Source organism: Diaphorobacter sp. JS3050, from assembly GCF_013154915.1.
Classification (GTDB): Bacteria; Pseudomonadota; Gammaproteobacteria; order Burkholderiales; family Burkholderiaceae_C; genus Diaphorobacter; species Diaphorobacter nitroreducens.
The window spans coordinates 2,475,803-2,489,675 of the sequence record NZ_CP053553.1; the positions used below are offsets into that span (position 1 = coordinate 2,475,803).

Genomic DNA, 13,873 nt, shown 5'->3' on the forward strand with positions numbered 1-13,873 from the left:
CGCTTGATTAACGTTAATTGTTCTTCTTTATACGTTATATCGCAATGGGGTTTCAGGGTTTTGGCAACGGCCTGTTGCCATATTTTGGGCGTCGTAAAAAGAGAGAGACAACCTGAAATTATGCTCAAAAGTGGCTCTAGCGCTTATGCAGCAAGCGCAAGCAGCTATTTGTTTGATAGTGTTTTTGCCGGTTGCTTTGGGGTGACCCAGTTTTCTACCGCCAGCCCTTCCACACGACAAAACTCACGCTCGTTGTTGGTCACCAGCACCCAGCCCTCGGCACGCGCGTGGGCTGCGATCCAAAGGTCGTTGTTGCCGATGGGCTGCCCGGTGCGCTCCAGGCTGCTACGGATCTGGCCGTAGTTCTCGCCGACGGCATGGGTCAAGGGCATCACCTGGATGGCGCTTTGCAGCTGCTGCAGTGCTGCAAGGGCTTTGGCCCGGGCCTGGCTTTTTTCTGCGCCGTGCTGCAGCTCGCCCAGGGTAATGACCGACATAGCCAGTGCGTCTGCGCTGAGCTGCTCAAACCGCGCTCTCACGGCGGGCGGGTTGTGTTTGGCGATGTAGATGCAGATATTGGTATCAAGCAGGTAGCGGACGGCCATTCAGAAGGCCTCCCGCTCTTGAGGAGCCGTGTCATCGCGGCCTGCTTGCATGAAGTCGGCAGGCAGGCTGGCCAGGGCATCAAAGATGGCAGCGGCACTGGTGGGGCGTTCGCGCAGGACGATGTCGTTGCCCTGCCGAAAGATCTCCACCTGCTCGGCGTTGAAACGGAACTCTTTGGGCAGGCGCACAGCCTGGCTGTTGCCGGACTGAAAGACGCGGGCGTAGGTCATGTGGATCTCCCCATGAAATATATACACAAAGTATATACATTTAAAGTGCAATGTCAATCCGCCGGAGCCGTAGATGCAGCTCTGCGATGAGCGCGCCTTGCTGTCAGAACGTGTTTAAGATCTATCAGAGACTGCCCGACAAGGCGCTTGCCCTTCGGGTTGGGGAGCTATCGGACCTGACTGACTCAAAACAGGAAAAATATTCATGACAAGTATTTTTGTAATGAAGCCTGGCTTCGTTGCGCAACCCAAACTGGTAAGCCGCAGCCTTGCAGTCCAAGCATGTTGCAATGGAGAGTGGGGCATGACGAAGGTGGAATTCATTCAGCTGCCAGACGGACGCATCAAGCTGCAGGCCGTTGATGCGGAAACGCTGATGGTCAAGGGAGGTCACAGCATCATCAGCGACGTGGACTATGACCTCATGCCCTGCGATGAAGAAGAAATGGCAAAGGCTGCATTGAAGCTGTGTGGCTACGGGCTTGCAGAATCAAATTGATGAGCGCAAACATGCGATGAAAAAGGTAGTCCACCTCGGCAGGCAGCAGCGGGGTTTTGTCTGTCTCGAAGTGCCTGATGTGAAACTCGTTCCCGATTTTTGTCAGCGCCCGGGCCTCTGTTTCCACAAGCTCTCTGAACCGACTGCCTGGCAAAGCGACGGCGTCAAGCATGGCTTGGGCGGACTCTCCCTTGTTGCCGCCCGCAAGGGTTTTTAGGCGTTCCCACCCGTCCCACAGCTTTTCGATGGCATCGTTACGCGCGGATGGTGCGGGATCTCGGAAGCGTTCGCATGCCAGTTGCAACAAGTTATCAAGGGTGACGTCACCGCTCTGGGGGATGCGACCAATGGCCTGGGTCAAGATGGATGGAACTTGGCGAAGCTCGCTGAGCCTGCGTATGTCTCTGAGCAGCGGCGCAAGAATCTTGGATTGAAAAACGAATACGTGGGCCGCGCCAGAATTTCCTGCTTGGAAATGGCTGTGTACAAAGTTCAGCAAATCGACTTTTTTAGCGGCAATGGAGCGGCAGAGTGCTATCTGCATGGACACGCGCTCTGCGCGGTCATGAGACCAGTGAAGAGCCGCTGAGCCAACAAACGACCCCGCTGAGGCTTCCGCGCGCTTCAACCAGTTGTCGAAATCGACAGTTGGGAGAGCCTCGGATAAAAAGCTCGCCAATGGTTCGCGGTCAAACACGGCCACCAGCCGGTTCAGTACGTGTGCCGCATCCTTGAATTCGGCTTGCTGGAAGTCTGCTTTTGCGTCTTCCAGATCTTGAAAAGCGAGGCTAAGCGCCGAACTCGCGGCCACTTCGGCTTGCGTCATTTCAGGCCCAGCTTTTGGGCTGCCCATTCTTTTCCGGCTTCGTTTAGCATGGACTTCCAGTCCGCAAAACTTGATATTGAACGAATGAAAGCGTCCCAATCTTCGTCGGGGATGGCTGCAAAATCTTCAGGGGTTTCGATCTTGAAACCACTTGCCTGGTACATCTCGTCAGCGGAACCAAACGGTGTATGACGCAGCATGAAATCAGGCGTGAGGACTTCACCGACGGCTACTGACTGTTTGTTTATCGCCTCGGCCTTCCTCTGCAAGTCGTTGAGCTTTTTCATTGCCTCGTCGAGGCCAGTGATTTTGAACATTCGACGCTCCCCACATCAGTTAAAAATTGCTGTCTCAGCGTTGTCGCCGTTTACTGCACGCGCGCTTTTTGCCCGGCCCACACCACGGCCAAGAGTTCGGACTTGAGCCGGGTGAGGTAAGCATCCACCTCAGCCTCGGTTTCCAAATATGGCTGATTGGAGAACTCGGCAGCGCGCACCACGCGGGTAGTTTTAGGGGCCTGTGCTGGACTTGCCAAAGCGTTGGGCTGGCCGGTTTGCAGGGGCTGGGTGGTATCGCCGGGGCTGGCTACCCTGGGGGTGGTGGGCTTGACGGCAGCTGCGGCCACGGCGGCTTCGATGAGGGTGATTGCCTCGTCCATGGCGTCGCCGCCTTGGCTTTGCAGGTACAGGATTTGCGCAATGCCGGTTAGACCTGCAATGCGCGCCTTGAGGTCTTGCAAGGGTTTCAAGGCCTTGTTGGACATCTCGGGCGTAGCGGCAGAAGCAGCGAGCTGTTTTTGTACCTCGGCCAGCTTGTCGTCGATGGAGAGGAGGGCTTTCTCTCGCTTGTCCTGCGCCAGTTGCTCGTTGACGGTGGTGACGGCGGCCACCAGCGGTTCGATGCGGTTGACCAAGGCGTAGGGCTGGGGGTTGTCGCGGATCTGGGTCAGTTCTGCCAGTGCCGTTGCCGCCTGGGACACCTTGTTCAGGGCTTCGCGGTTGTCTGCAAACTGACTGAGAGCGGCTAGCAGCTTGCGCCAAGCGGTGATCTGGGTCTTGTAGAAGTTGACCAGGTCGTGGATGTCGTCGGCTGTGTCTTGCCAGTCGTCCTTGGCGGAGAGCAAGGCCTCGATGAAGGCAAAGCTGTCGCGGATGGCGAGCTGTTGGCCGATGCGGGTCAGGGCTGCGTCAATGGTGGGCCTGCCCGGATGGTGGGGGGTCGCAGCGGTGTGGGCGTAACTTTTAAGGTCTGACTGCCAGTCGCCTAGGCGGGTGCGGTAGTCGGCCACCAGGCTGTCTTCGTCTTCACGGCCCAGTTGGCTGAACAAGTCTTTGTAGAGCTCGCGCGCACGGCGCAGGGTGGTGGCGTCGGCGGTTTTGCGCTTGAGGATGGAGACTTGCTTGAAGCGGGCCGATTTGGTGAGCGGGTCGGCGGCGCTGGCGGGGTCCAGGTCACTGCCTTCAAGCATGAGTTTGATCTCGCCCGCCATGAACAGGCGGGCCACGAGCAGCACCGTTTCCCACTCGGGCTTCCAGCCCCAGGGGATGCCAGCAAAGCGGTCCACCACATCGGACAGCAGCACACGGGACTGGCTGGCGGCCAGTTGCAGGTAGTCGCGCAGTTCTTGCACCGCCAGGGGGTTGCCCGCTTCGCCGTTCAGTGCCAGGGCATGCTGGGCCAGGTCGCCCGCGCTGAGCACGGCTTTGATTTCTGCAATGGGGTCGGCCTGGCGCACCTTCAGGTAGGGCAGCTTGCTGTAGGTGTTGGTGATGAGGTAGTTGAGCAGCTCATCGAGCACGGTGGCCGGGCTGCTGGCCTTGATTTGCACCGGCTGGCCCAGGGCGTAGAAGTCGCCAGCGGTGATGAGTTCAGACAGCTGGTGCACCAAACGCTGACGGCGCTCGCGGTTTTCATCCTTGCGGTCGGCCAGAATGCGTTTGAGCGATGGCGTGGCTTGGTCTGCCTTGGGGCTGACGATGTATTTTTCGATTTGCTGGTAGGTGGCCAGTTCGATGTCGAGGCGGTCGCCCTCAGCCAAGCGCACGATGGCACGCCCGGCGCCTTCGCTGCTGCGCAGGATGCATCTGGCGCTGTGCAGTTTGTCGTAGTCGTCGCCCAGCGGGGTGAGCACTTCAAAGCTGAGGGCATGGCTGGCCTGGCGCCAAGGTGCGCCGTCGAGCAGGCGGTTGAATTCGTAATCTGACTTCGTATCGCGGTGGCGCACCTTGGTCTGGCTGCCCAGGATTTCATCGAACACGATTTCGGCCAGCAGGCGGGCCTTTTCTGCGGCGGAAACGTCTACATGGCCGATCTCGCGGGCGACGTCGCGCTCTTCATTGGTCAGGAAGAACCACTGGTCGCCGTTGCGGCTGACCAGGCGTTGCTGTTCAAGCCGCGCCAGGCTCTCTTGAATCTGGCGCTTGAGAGCCAGCTTGTCGGCGTCGATCTGGTCAATGCACAGGGTGGCAAGGTTGTCGATGTTGGGCTTGACGATGTCGGGGATGTAGCGAATGAGGAACATCGCCTTGAGCAGCTGGCTGTCGTAAGGCTGCAGGGCTGGGTTGAGCGGTGCCTCGTCGATGGAGCGCTTGGCCATGCCGTCGATGAAGCTTTCGATGGACGGATAGAAGTCGTACAGCGGCACCAGCACGTCGATGCCGTTGGGGGCGTTGCGCACGGCAGCCGACTGGAAGGCGTCGAGCAATGAGCGTTCGCCGCGCGAGAGGTGCTTGCCGGTGGCGCCCACTTTGCGGATGGTCTCAAAGATCTTTTGCAGCAGCGTGAACTGGTACGGCGCAAAGGGGTAGCAGACGACAAACTCGGCAGCGTCTTTGTAGCCGCGCAGGCTGACGGCATTGCCGACAAAGCTGAGCTGGTTGTTGATGACATCGCCCTTGCCAGCAAAGGCATCGCGCAGCAATACATGGGCCGCCTCGGTCTTGGAGAGCAAGCGTTCGCCAATCACTTCGTCGGTGTTGCTGCTTGCCAGAGACAGCCGCGTATGAAAACGCCCCTGAATCTTGGAGAAGTCTTGCGACTTGGCCTTGTTCGCCTCGCCAATGGCGGCGTCGATGTCTTCTTGGCTGGTGACGATAACCCAGGCACGGCCCTTGCACTGCGTGCCCAACTGCTCGGTGATGGTTTGCAGGCTGAGCATGAGCTGCGAATTGGCACCGATAAACTGACCCACCTCATCCACCAGAAAGATCACCTTGTGGTTGGCAGGTTTGGTAGCAAGGTAGTCGTTGACGACTTTGGCAAAGCTTTCGATGTTGATGCTAAAGTCATCGCGGGCACGGTCAAACCACTGGCCAGCAGACTCGGACGTCATCTTGAGAGCTTGAGCAAGCGCCACCACGATGTCGTCACGCAAGAAATCCACGGCGTCGCGCTCTTGCTCCCAGGTGCTGCCGTTGGACGCTGCAAACGCAGTCTTGAAGGCATCCAACGCTCCCTTGGAAACCAAATGGCGCTCCATGTCGGCGATATGCGGAGCGTCGCCCGAGTAGCCCAGCTTTTCGTTGAATACGCGCAGGAACACTTGCAGGATGGCGTCGCGGTCTGTTTTGCTGTCGGCCTTTGCGTCAATGTTGAACAGGATGACGTCGGCGCTGCCCTCCACGGCGCGCTGGATGTCGGCCTGAAGCATGGCGTCTTTGATCTTGTGGTGATCGAAGAACTGGGCAGCGCTGCGCTTTTCTCCCGTCTCGGGGTTTTGCGCCTGCAGGTTTTCCAGCAGGTACGACAGTATCTTGATGAAGTGCGATTTGCCCGAGCCAAAGAACCCGCTGACCCAGACGCCCATGCGGTCAGTGATCGCCGCGTCGTGCGGACGGTCGATGGCGGCCAAATAGGCGTCAAAGAATCTGCGCAGGTATTCGCTGATCTGTTTGGTGACGACGTATTCCTCCAGCTCTTGCCACACGCTGGCTGCGTCCATCTGGTCGGCTTTGATGACGCCGTTGATGGGGCGGTCGATGGGCTTTTGGAACAGGTCGCGAATGATCATGGGACTGTGATGGGATGGGGTGCAGCGGGTGAGCGAAGACGGGGGCGCGAACTCAAGTGGTTTCGGGGACCAGGCGGAAGGCCCGGTAGTAGTGGTCTTCGGCCAGCGTGTTGAACAGGCGCAGCGAGTGGCCATCGTACCGACCAGGAAAGAACATCAGCAGCGGGGTTTTGCCCATGATCGGGTGCAACGCGGAAAGCAGCGTGTGGGTGCGCAGCATGGGGTAGACGGCGCCCACGCCAGTTAATACGAGCAAATCCAGTGCAGCGATGTCATGCCGATCTGCAATTTTTTGGGCCAGCTTGTCTTCTTTGAGCACAGAGCGCAGAGCGGCCAGGGCGCCATCATTGCCTTTGGTTTGTTGCATGGCGATGGCTTTGTCGAGCAACTTGCGCTCTTCCAATAACTCCGTCACCAGAGTCAACAGATCGACTACAGCGCAGCGAATGGCTGGTGACTGCTTGCCCAGGGCAGGCACCACCGTGCCTGAGAGGAAATCCCGCACATCCATTTCACGGTCAGGCGGGTAGTCAAAGATCCAGAAGCCAATTTCGTTGCCGAGCCCCTTGCTGTCGAGGAAGTCCCGCGAAGTGACACGCGGCAAGATCTGATTCAGGCGTTCTTCAAGGCTCAGCGTCATTGCGCGCGCTCCAGGCATTCGAGGACATAGGTTTCATGGCGTTCACCAAGGTAGCGCCGCACATCGGGGTGCAGCGATCGGGGGGTGAGTCGCATGCTGCGGGCATTGTCCAGGTATTTGGCCTCTGCAAGCACGCGAACAATGACCTGGAACAGCTTGGCCCGCGTGGAATCTGTCCACTGTGCAACCGCAGGGTCGTTGTGGGCGCATTCGGCCAAGAAGTCTGGCCAGTCTTGCGGCGCCAGAGCAGGTTCGAGCCGTCGCTGTCGCAGGGCGTAAACGTTGCGCAGGAAATCACCGAGCAACGGACTGTGCTTGATGGCAGCCGCGAGCAGAAGCTGAAGTTGCACCTCACTCTCGCGCTCCGCGACCATCCTCCAACCCTGTACATCCAGAGTCATCAGGCGTTTGCGAATCAACGTAGCCTGACGCCGGGCGGTGGCGGGGGTCTTCTTTTGCAGAATGTTGTCGATCTCGATGGCGTGACGCCAGGCAGTTTCGTCCGGCTGCGTAAGCAACAGCGCAGCAATGCGCTTGCTTTCGAGCGGCATGAGCGATCCAGCGGAGATTTCTGCGTTGTAGATGGGCACAAAGAATCGGTGATTGAAAAAGCGCTATTGTGAGAGTGCCGTAGTGTTCAGATGGCGCCATGACGCTCATTTTCTGGGAGGCGTCACAGTATGAAGGGGCTTGCTGCGGAGAACGGCTTGCCCGGACGGTGCGCCCAGATCTGTCTTGTTGAGTTCGAAGCGAGAGCCCGTGGCTCGGAAAGACAGAGCCACGGGGCCACAAACACTACCCCATCAAGTCAGAGATATCGGCCGTTGTGCCGTCCCCGTTACCCGCTCCCATGGAAAAACACAGCTCCACCCCCTTCTCCCGCAGTGCTGCAAGAATCACCTCCAGCACAGACGAATCGGCAGATGCCGCAGCGCGGCGGGCAATACCACGCTTGCCCTTGGCGCGTGCTTGCATCGCAAGCTTTGCTTCGGCCGCAGCGATTTCCGCCTTCGCCAGTTCTTTCAGCTCACGATTCTTGCGCTTGACTGTCGATAACACATGGCAGTGATCGAGCAACTCCGCTGGGGGTACAACGAGCCGATCAAGCGACAACAACCCGCTGAGCCCAGGGATCGCCATGCGGCAGTGCTCCTTCCAAGGAATGTCAATGTCAATGCGCAGGCGGTCCTGAATGCGGCGCTTGATCGGCGACTTCTTCCACTCGCCTGACTGGAATTTCGGGTGCCGATTTACGGGCTTGCCCATCAGATACCAGTCGAGGACAGACTGCTCGCGCTCACCCAGCCCCTCCATATGGCGCTTTTGAGGCTTGTTGACCCGATAGTCCACATCCACCTTCAGCAACTTGCGCAGCCAGTTGAACTCGCGCTCGCAGATCTCCTTACCCTTGGTGCCCCGCCAGGCCTGAGGGTCATCGAGACCGTTGGCAACCAGGTAGTTGGAGTTCAACGTGATTTCAATGCGGAGCAGGCTCTGACCCAGCGTATAGATTTTCTTCGCCACCTCAGGAGACTCGAAGGAAGAGTATTTTCCGGCCTGATTTCGATCCTTGATATAAAACAGCGTTGAGCGATGATCTGTCTTGTTGATATACCAAGACTCGCTATCCCCAGAGCCTGCAAAGCCAATCTTCTTCGATGCCTTTTCGGATTGGCTGCGCGGCGACTTCAAAACAATGCCTGCGTAGCGCTTGAGCCGCTTCAGAAGAGTTCTAGCCTGTTTTGCAGACTCAAACTGCAAACAAAAGGTTAGCGTGATCTCCTGAAAGCTGCAGTGCTCCACCCGGATGGTCTTCACATAGCTCGGGCTTACCCCCTTCTTAATCAATAAGCGTTGCAGCGTATAGAGACAGGTAGGCGCCGAATAATATACGAGGTTGTGCATAACCACATTACTCCCAACCAGAGTTGCTGGGTGATTTTGCGAAAAACCATAGGCACACACCTCATGCACAGCGTTGGTAATCGCTGTAATCTTGTTATTGGCAGTGGTCAGTCCACAAATATCACCCTCAACGGACTTAAGGGTAAGAGCACGCTTCTCATCAATGATGAGTAAGTGCTTTGCGGGAAACAGGATGGGCCCATGCTCTGGAAGAACTTCTGGAAGGCGGATGATCAGCTTTTGGGAATCAGACATAAAAATTATTTCGTAAATGTTGGTGTGTGACCAGTTGGCTTCTCATGGGTGCGTCCATGATGACCAGTGCAGTGCTGCCCCACTCATATGCTCGACACTTCATTGCTTTGCCATTTGGTCACTTGATTTGTTTACAGGATTGGTTAGGTTTAGCTGCTCAACTATTGGTTGGTCATAGCTACTCAATTACTACAAAACAGTGCATTTGCGTGGTGCTCGATCTCGTCAACCGACCCTATAAATGCTCAAAAACAAGCGCTTTTTTGACGTCAATGTGGTTTTTATTGACGTCATGCTCAGTTGATAAATCCTCGTTTTATGCCGGGGCAGAACCCTTCCAAAGCGAACCTGAATTCAGAACATTGCGCAACGCGCCCACATTCCAGACCGAAATTCGGCTGCCCAGCTTTTTAGGAGCAGGTAAAGCGCCAGATTTGCACAGCCGCCAGACGGTCGCGCGGGATACTCCCAGCAGCATCAGCACCACGGGGAGGCGAACAAAAGCCTCATCGGGAAGGCCGCTGAAGTTGCGCAGGGGATCGGGAAGGGCAGGAACAGACCTCATGCATCCCCGCGACGGCGCCGCTTGATCAGTCACTACAGCCAGCATCTTTTCGTTCATGGACGAACTCCATCAAAGTGCTACGGGCAGAACGCAACATGCGCATGCCCAGCTGAAAGTCTTTACATTTCTTTTTTTGGAATGTGATCAACTCCCCGCAAAGCCGCGCCAATGCTGGCTTTGCAGACTATGCGATGTGCGCCGAGCTGCGTCTGATCTGACGGTGCGCAATGCAGCGCGCGCAGTCGAGAGGAAGAAGGTAAACGGCAGCTTGCGCCGTGACTAAACCGAGAGGAAAGAGGAAAATGGAAGCGAAGACGCGACACCAGTTCGGAGGAAAGAGGTGCACCCGGTGCCGTGCTGGTGTACAAACAAGGAGAGGAACGAGGCGCCACTGATGACGCAAGCGGCACGAGGAAAGTGGCGGCACTCACTCTTGGCGAGCCCTTTCAAAGGCGAAGCCTATGGCGGCTATCAGACGGGTAAAAGCTCAGCTTATCTAATACCAAATAAATCAACCAATCGTCATACCCATGAGAAAGCATGAAATATTATCAAAATTGCACACAAATTGGACTTGCGATTTCTTTATTGAATTAGTTTCAAAATATGAAAAACCCAGGGGCAACTCTGCGAATCCTGATATTGAACCAAAAAATAAAAAAGCACCCAATAATATAGCGGGACTTTTGGGCCTGCAGAAAATTAGATCCACTTCGATTAAATCAAAAGGCGAGCCCAAAACAAGAGAAATAGTTCAAAATGCACTAGCGAACGAAGCTCCAGCAATTAAGCCCGAAACAAATCTTCATAAAATAGTTTGGTACAGAATATGGCTTTATCTTGTTCTTCGCGGCGTACTGAATAAAGATTATTTCACTGAGCACTACACCGGCTGGAGAGAATCAAAGGGATCGAAGTATTTTGAAGTTTTATGCATCACCAAAAATGAAGCAACTAACCAAAAGTCAACTCCCATGGATATTTTTCTGCTGCGCGGCATTCCATCAAAAGAAGAAATGGATACCCAAATTGAATTGATCGCTCCCCTAATTTCACATCAACCAATCAAGAAAACAACCAAGAAGGGCATCATCGAAGTAATAGGCAGAAAAAATCTCGGAGAAATTAAACTAGCTATAGATAAGGCAATCAATTCAGGAAAAATTGCGGGACTTAGAAAATCCACAAGAAAAAATGCTCGACATAAGTACAGTGGAAATAGAGCCGATCTTTATCGAGAACTGGTAAAAAAATATGGGTTAAAAACCAAAGAAAGCATTTTCACAAGAGGGGTGTCGGAGTTTGTTGAAACAAAGGCGAAATAATTTATTAAGTTGCGCCTGTCAATTAAAATGCGCCTTCTCAATTTTATTCACACATATAACCAATAAATATCCGTGAATTAGATTGGCAAAGCGACGGGCTCCGTCATTCTGATATGAATGGCTTTTCTGCGCGCTTTTCATTTCTGGCAATTTTCCTGATTTTACAAATTGAAAACCAAATGGAAATATTTTCGCAATATCGCTGATATTGACGACCAAAATCTATAATGCCGGCATTGTGATATAATGCCACTGAGTTAATATTGATTTTTGATGGCTTGGTTTGATTTGGCAAGCTGTCGAAAAAGCAATATCAACTTTCTTCCTGCCTGCATGCCCGGGCCTATTTCCCCCATTTGATTCCACCGAACGCCGTGCCACCACGGTGGCTCGCTTGCGCGCGGCTGTCGCCATGACAGCACGCTTGGCGCAGCCGTGGCCGTGGTCATCGCTGTGGTCGTGGCGGGATGGCGATGTATCGCGTCAGGGTCTGTAGCGGGAAGGCGCGAGTGCACCGTCGCGCTTTGCGTGGTTCGGTGCTTCGCACTGGGCGCAGCGCCCGTCCCTTCCTTTTCTGTTTTTCTTTTCAGGAGCATTTCCATGACCTCTTCGCCTGGTCAGGCCGCTGCATTGGCGCGCTATGAACAACAACGCCGCCCCTTATTTCCCTTGGGCCAAGTGCTGATCACGCCCGGTGCGCTCGACATGCTCGAAGCACTGCAGCTGGCACCGCTGCCGTTTGTGCTGCGTCACGTCGCTGGGGATTGGGGTGACTTGTGCGACGAGGACAAGCAAGCGAATGCGGCGGCGCTCACGTATGGCAGCCGCGTGCTGTCCACCTACGACATTCCCACTAACCACCGGCTGTGGATCATCACCGAGGCCGACCGGCGCTCGACCACCTTGCTACTGCCGGAGGAATACTGAGCAATGCAGCATTCCTACCATTGCCACCCACGTATCAGTGCTGGCATGCACGGCCCCATGGTGGGCAACCAGCGGCTGCATGTTCGCCAGGGAGAGGTGGATGCCACTTGCGGCTACCACTGTGTTTTGATGGCGCTGATGGTGTTGGGCCAAGTGCGGCGCAATGCGCTGATTTGGGACACCAAGGATGCGCGGCTCGAAGCGTTGCGAAAAGTGGCGCAGCGCTACTACTTCGATGGCTGCGAGGTCGAAGAGCTTCAGCAGCAACTGGCCCCCTATGCAGAGCGGGTGCACTGCAAGGAACTGCGCTCGCGCGTGGCCGAACGTACTTTCGATGCGCTGGAAGAAGGCAACTTGTGTTTGGTGTGCTTTTCTACCGAGCGCTACATGCACTGGGTGTTGGCCGTGGGGGTACGCGGCGAGGCGGGAGAGCGCAGCGATTTGCTGGTGCTCGATCCCGCCATGGCACCGATACCGCTGGTGCCGTGGAATGCCATGCTGACCGGCTGGGCGAGCAAGCAGCCACGGCGTGTGGTGGCCACGTTCAGTGAGCGCGTGAACATTGACGCGGTGCTGGTGCTGGTGCTGTCGCCTGTGGCGCAGGCGCAAGAGGACGAGTAGCCCCGTTCGGCTCGTTCCTCCTTTCGGTTTTTCTTTCTCCATTTCTTTTCTCGATTTCCGCCTTTGGTCGCGCCGAGCTTTGTGCAAGGCGCCGCTACTGCATGGGCGGGAGTTTCTTCTGTGCGTTATTTCGCTTCTTTGGAGGTGCTTTCCATGCTCGACGATTCCTTGACGACCGGGCCTTTTGAGCGGCTGCTAACCGCGCTGTTGGAGCTACCAATGCAGCAGTCGCCCCATGACTGTGGTGATGGTGCCGCGCAACTGATGCTGGAGGTAATCGACACGGCGCTGCACACACCACCAGCGTGGCCGCAGCGCATGGCGGCGGTGCGGTATTTCTGCAAACATGCCCGACCCCGCCTGGGCTTGGATTCCTTGCGGGATCTGCAGGCCTTGCTGGAGCAGTACCTGCAAAGCGACGAAGGCGATGCCGAGCTGGCTCGCCTGCTTTGGAACGTAGAAGCCCGGGAGCCTGTGCGTGCGCTGCGCGTGTTGGTGTGGTTCATGGCGGCGTACGGCATCACCGAGCTGGTGCAGTGGCATGCGTGGATGGGCACCGCAGGGTTTGAGGAGGCCTTGCGCGAGTCGCTCGATACGCTGGGCGCTGTGGCTGTGGTGCTGTTGTGGCAAGCCAAGTCGGGGCGAACAGACCATGCTTGGGTGCTGAGGTTTGCCCGGAGGGCGCTGGGGCGCTCGGTCAGCGAGGGCCACGCCATGCTAGCGTTTCGGGATGCGGCCGAGGCGATGGGAGTGCCGCAACTGGTGCTGGCGCGGCAGGTAGCTCAGTTGGAACGGGCAACGATGGGCATTGACGATGCCCCGGGCCTGCACGTGTTGTGGTGGCAGTGTGTGGCTGAAGCATTGCAAGCGCATATCGACCAGGAGCAGGGCAACAGCGATGAATGGCGCGTCGAGCTGTCACCAACTGCGGCTTTGCGCTATGCCGAAGCGGGCGTGGTGCTGGAGCCGACGGCACGGGCGCTGCGAGCCGATGTGCCAATGGCCACGGCGATGCGACTGGGCCAAAACAGCTGGGCGCAGGGATTGAGGCTTTGGCTGAAGATTGAGGGCGAAGGGCGGCTGTCGGCTGCGCACCAAGCGGCGATTGCCGAGCGGTTTGAGGCGGCAGGGCACCAGGCGCCGCAGCTGCGGTACGTGAATGCTGTCAGCGGCGAACGCGCCACATGGCTGGCGACATGGTACTGGGAAGAAACCGTGTGGATGTCCCGCGACATGGCGGTGACCGATGTCAGGCGCTGGGCGCAAGATACGGCGCTGAACGCTGCCGAGCACTGGTTGCTGATGCGCGGCATGGTGGCGCTGGCGGGAAAGCCGCTGGAACCTGCTGCCGAGCTGGTGGCTGGTGATGTAAAAAGGGAAGCCACCAATGAAAAAAAGTTCTAGGACCGGGGGCTCTAGAACTTCTTCATGCTGGTAATGCCACTTTCTATGCCTTGAATTGGCT

The 13,873-nt window shown here is 56.5% G+C and carries 15 protein-coding genes; 5 read left to right on the plus strand and 10 right to left on the minus strand.

Features of this window, described 5'->3' with window-relative positions; genetic code table 11:
* Positions 1-164: 164 nt before the first annotated feature.
* Together HND92_RS11850 and HND92_RS11855 are read right to left on the minus strand one after the other, a co-directional pair.
* Positions 165-605 (minus strand): type II toxin-antitoxin system VapC family toxin, encoded by a 441-nt coding sequence (locus HND92_RS11850; protein ID WP_172207168.1) that lies wholly within the window; start codon positions 603-605, stop codon positions 165-167.
* A complete protein-coding gene (locus HND92_RS11855) occupies positions 606-836 on the minus strand; it encodes an antitoxin (RefSeq protein WP_172207170.1) in 231 nt (76 codons plus the stop codon).
* A gap of 304 nt (positions 837-1,140) precedes the next feature.
* On the opposite strand from HND92_RS11855, the gene HND92_RS11860 reads away from it, so the two are divergent.
* Positions 1,141-1,335 carry a hypothetical protein gene (locus HND92_RS11860; RefSeq protein ID WP_172207172.1) on the plus strand — a complete coding sequence of 65 codons (195 nt, stop codon included), beginning with the start codon at positions 1,141-1,143 and terminating at the stop codon, positions 1,333-1,335.
* Here the strand turns inward: HND92_RS11860 and HND92_RS11865 are convergent.
* The 7 genes from HND92_RS11865 to HND92_RS11895 all read right to left on the minus strand — a co-directional run bounded on the left by HND92_RS11865 (position 1,259) and on the right by HND92_RS11895 (position 9,592).
* Complete coding sequence (locus HND92_RS11865) at positions 1,259-2,161, minus strand: hypothetical protein (RefSeq protein WP_172207174.1); 903 nt, start codon at positions 2,159-2,161, stop codon at positions 1,259-1,261. The two genes, HND92_RS11860 and HND92_RS11865, sit on opposite strands and share 77 nt — an antisense overlap.
* Positions 2,158-2,478 carry a hypothetical protein gene (locus HND92_RS11870; protein ID WP_172207176.1) on the minus strand — a complete coding sequence of 107 codons (321 nt, stop codon included), beginning with the start codon at positions 2,476-2,478 and terminating at the stop codon, positions 2,158-2,160. The genes HND92_RS11865 and HND92_RS11870 overlap by 4 nt, the downstream gene beginning before the upstream one ends.
* A 50-nt stretch (positions 2,479-2,528) precedes the next feature.
* Positions 2,529-6,170, minus strand: coding sequence for a BREX system P-loop protein BrxC (gene brxC, locus HND92_RS11875; protein ID WP_172207178.1), 3,642 nt, complete (start codon positions 6,168-6,170; stop codon positions 2,529-2,531).
* Between the two features lie 52 nt (positions 6,171-6,222).
* Positions 6,223-6,810 carry a DUF1788 domain-containing protein gene (locus HND92_RS11880; RefSeq protein WP_172207180.1) on the minus strand — a complete coding sequence of 196 codons (588 nt, stop codon included), beginning with the start codon at positions 6,808-6,810 and terminating at the stop codon, positions 6,223-6,225.
* Positions 6,807-7,400 carry a DUF1819 family protein gene (locus tag HND92_RS11885; RefSeq protein WP_172207182.1) on the minus strand — a complete coding sequence of 198 codons (594 nt, stop codon included), beginning with the start codon at positions 7,398-7,400 and terminating at the stop codon, positions 6,807-6,809. Before HND92_RS11885 ends, HND92_RS11880 begins: the two co-directional genes overlap by 4 nt.
* Positions 7,401-7,605: 205 nt before the next feature.
* Complete coding sequence (locus tag HND92_RS11890; RefSeq protein WP_172207184.1) at positions 7,606-8,970, minus strand: hypothetical protein; 1,365 nt, start codon at positions 8,968-8,970, stop codon at positions 7,606-7,608.
* Between the two features lie 316 nt (positions 8,971-9,286).
* Complete coding sequence (locus tag HND92_RS11895) at positions 9,287-9,592, minus strand: AlpA family transcriptional regulator (protein ID WP_236748531.1); 306 nt, start codon at positions 9,590-9,592, stop codon at positions 9,287-9,289.
* A gap of 473 nt (positions 9,593-10,065) precedes the next feature.
* Here HND92_RS11895 and HND92_RS11900 point away from each other — a divergent pair, with 473 nt between their 5' ends.
* Positions 10,066-10,860, plus strand: coding sequence for a hypothetical protein (locus HND92_RS11900; protein WP_157896442.1), 795 nt, complete (start codon positions 10,066-10,068; stop codon positions 10,858-10,860).
* A gap of 257 nt (positions 10,861-11,117) precedes the next feature.
* Here HND92_RS11900 and HND92_RS11905 read toward each other — a convergent pair whose 3' ends face one another.
* A complete protein-coding gene (locus tag HND92_RS11905; protein WP_172207185.1) occupies positions 11,118-11,462 on the minus strand; it encodes a hypothetical protein in 345 nt (114 codons plus the stop codon).
* Between HND92_RS11905 and HND92_RS11910 the strand changes: the two genes are divergently transcribed.
* From HND92_RS11910 to HND92_RS11920, 3 genes are all read left to right on the plus strand, one after another.
* On the plus strand, positions 11,461-11,787 hold the full coding sequence (locus HND92_RS11910) for a type I restriction endonuclease subunit M (RefSeq protein ID WP_172207187.1): 327 nt from the start codon (positions 11,461-11,463) through the stop codon (positions 11,785-11,787). The genes HND92_RS11905 and HND92_RS11910 overlap by 2 nt on opposite strands.
* 3 nt (positions 11,788-11,790) lie before the next feature.
* Entirely contained in the window at positions 11,791-12,408 is a 618-nt protein-coding gene (locus HND92_RS11915; RefSeq protein ID WP_172207189.1) for a hypothetical protein, read from the plus strand.
* 153 nt (positions 12,409-12,561) lie between these two features.
* Positions 12,562-13,812, plus strand: coding sequence for a hypothetical protein (locus HND92_RS11920; protein ID WP_172207191.1), 1,251 nt, complete (start codon positions 12,562-12,564; stop codon positions 13,810-13,812).
* Positions 13,813-13,873 lie beyond the last annotated feature (61 nt).

Bases quoted from the DNA above. Each gene is read 5' to 3' on its own strand.
- HND92_RS11870 (WP_172207176.1), bottom strand. From the start codon at position 2,478: ATGTTCAAAATCACTGGCCTCGACGAGGCAATGAAAAAGCTCAACGAC.
- HND92_RS11900 (WP_157896442.1), top strand. From the start codon at position 10,066: ATGAGAAAGCATGAAATATTATCAAAATTGCACACAAATTGGACTTGC.
- HND92_RS11865 (WP_172207174.1), bottom strand. From the start codon at position 2,161: ATGACGCAAGCCGAAGTGGCCGCGAGTTCGGCGCTTAGCCTCGCTTTT.
- HND92_RS11895 (WP_236748531.1), bottom strand. From the start codon at position 9,592: ATGAACGAAAAGATGCTGGCTGTAGTGACTGATCAAGCGGCGCCGTCG.
- HND92_RS11850 (WP_172207168.1), bottom strand. From the start codon at position 605: ATGGCCGTCCGCTACCTGCTTGATACCAATATCTGCATCTACATCGCC.
- HND92_RS11880 (WP_172207180.1), bottom strand. From the start codon at position 6,810: ATGACGCTGAGCCTTGAAGAACGCCTGAATCAGATCTTGCCGCGTGTC.
- HND92_RS11920 (WP_172207191.1), top strand. From the start codon at position 12,562: ATGCTCGACGATTCCTTGACGACCGGGCCTTTTGAGCGGCTGCTAACC.
- HND92_RS11860 (WP_172207172.1), top strand. From the start codon at position 1,141: ATGACGAAGGTGGAATTCATTCAGCTGCCAGACGGACGCATCAAGCTG.
- brxC (WP_172207178.1), bottom strand. From the start codon at position 6,170: ATGATCATTCGCGACCTGTTCCAAAAGCCCATCGACCGCCCCATCAAC.
- HND92_RS11905 (WP_172207185.1), bottom strand. From the start codon at position 11,462: ATGGAAATGCTCCTGAAAAGAAAAACAGAAAAGGAAGGGACGGGCGCT.
- HND92_RS11855 (WP_172207170.1), bottom strand. From the start codon at position 836: ATGACCTACGCCCGCGTCTTTCAGTCCGGCAACAGCCAGGCTGTGCGC.
- HND92_RS11890 (WP_172207184.1), bottom strand. From the start codon at position 8,970: ATGTCTGATTCCCAAAAGCTGATCATCCGCCTTCCAGAAGTTCTTCCA.
- HND92_RS11915 (WP_172207189.1), top strand. From the start codon at position 11,791: ATGCAGCATTCCTACCATTGCCACCCACGTATCAGTGCTGGCATGCAC.
- HND92_RS11910 (WP_172207187.1), top strand. From the start codon at position 11,461: ATGACCTCTTCGCCTGGTCAGGCCGCTGCATTGGCGCGCTATGAACAA.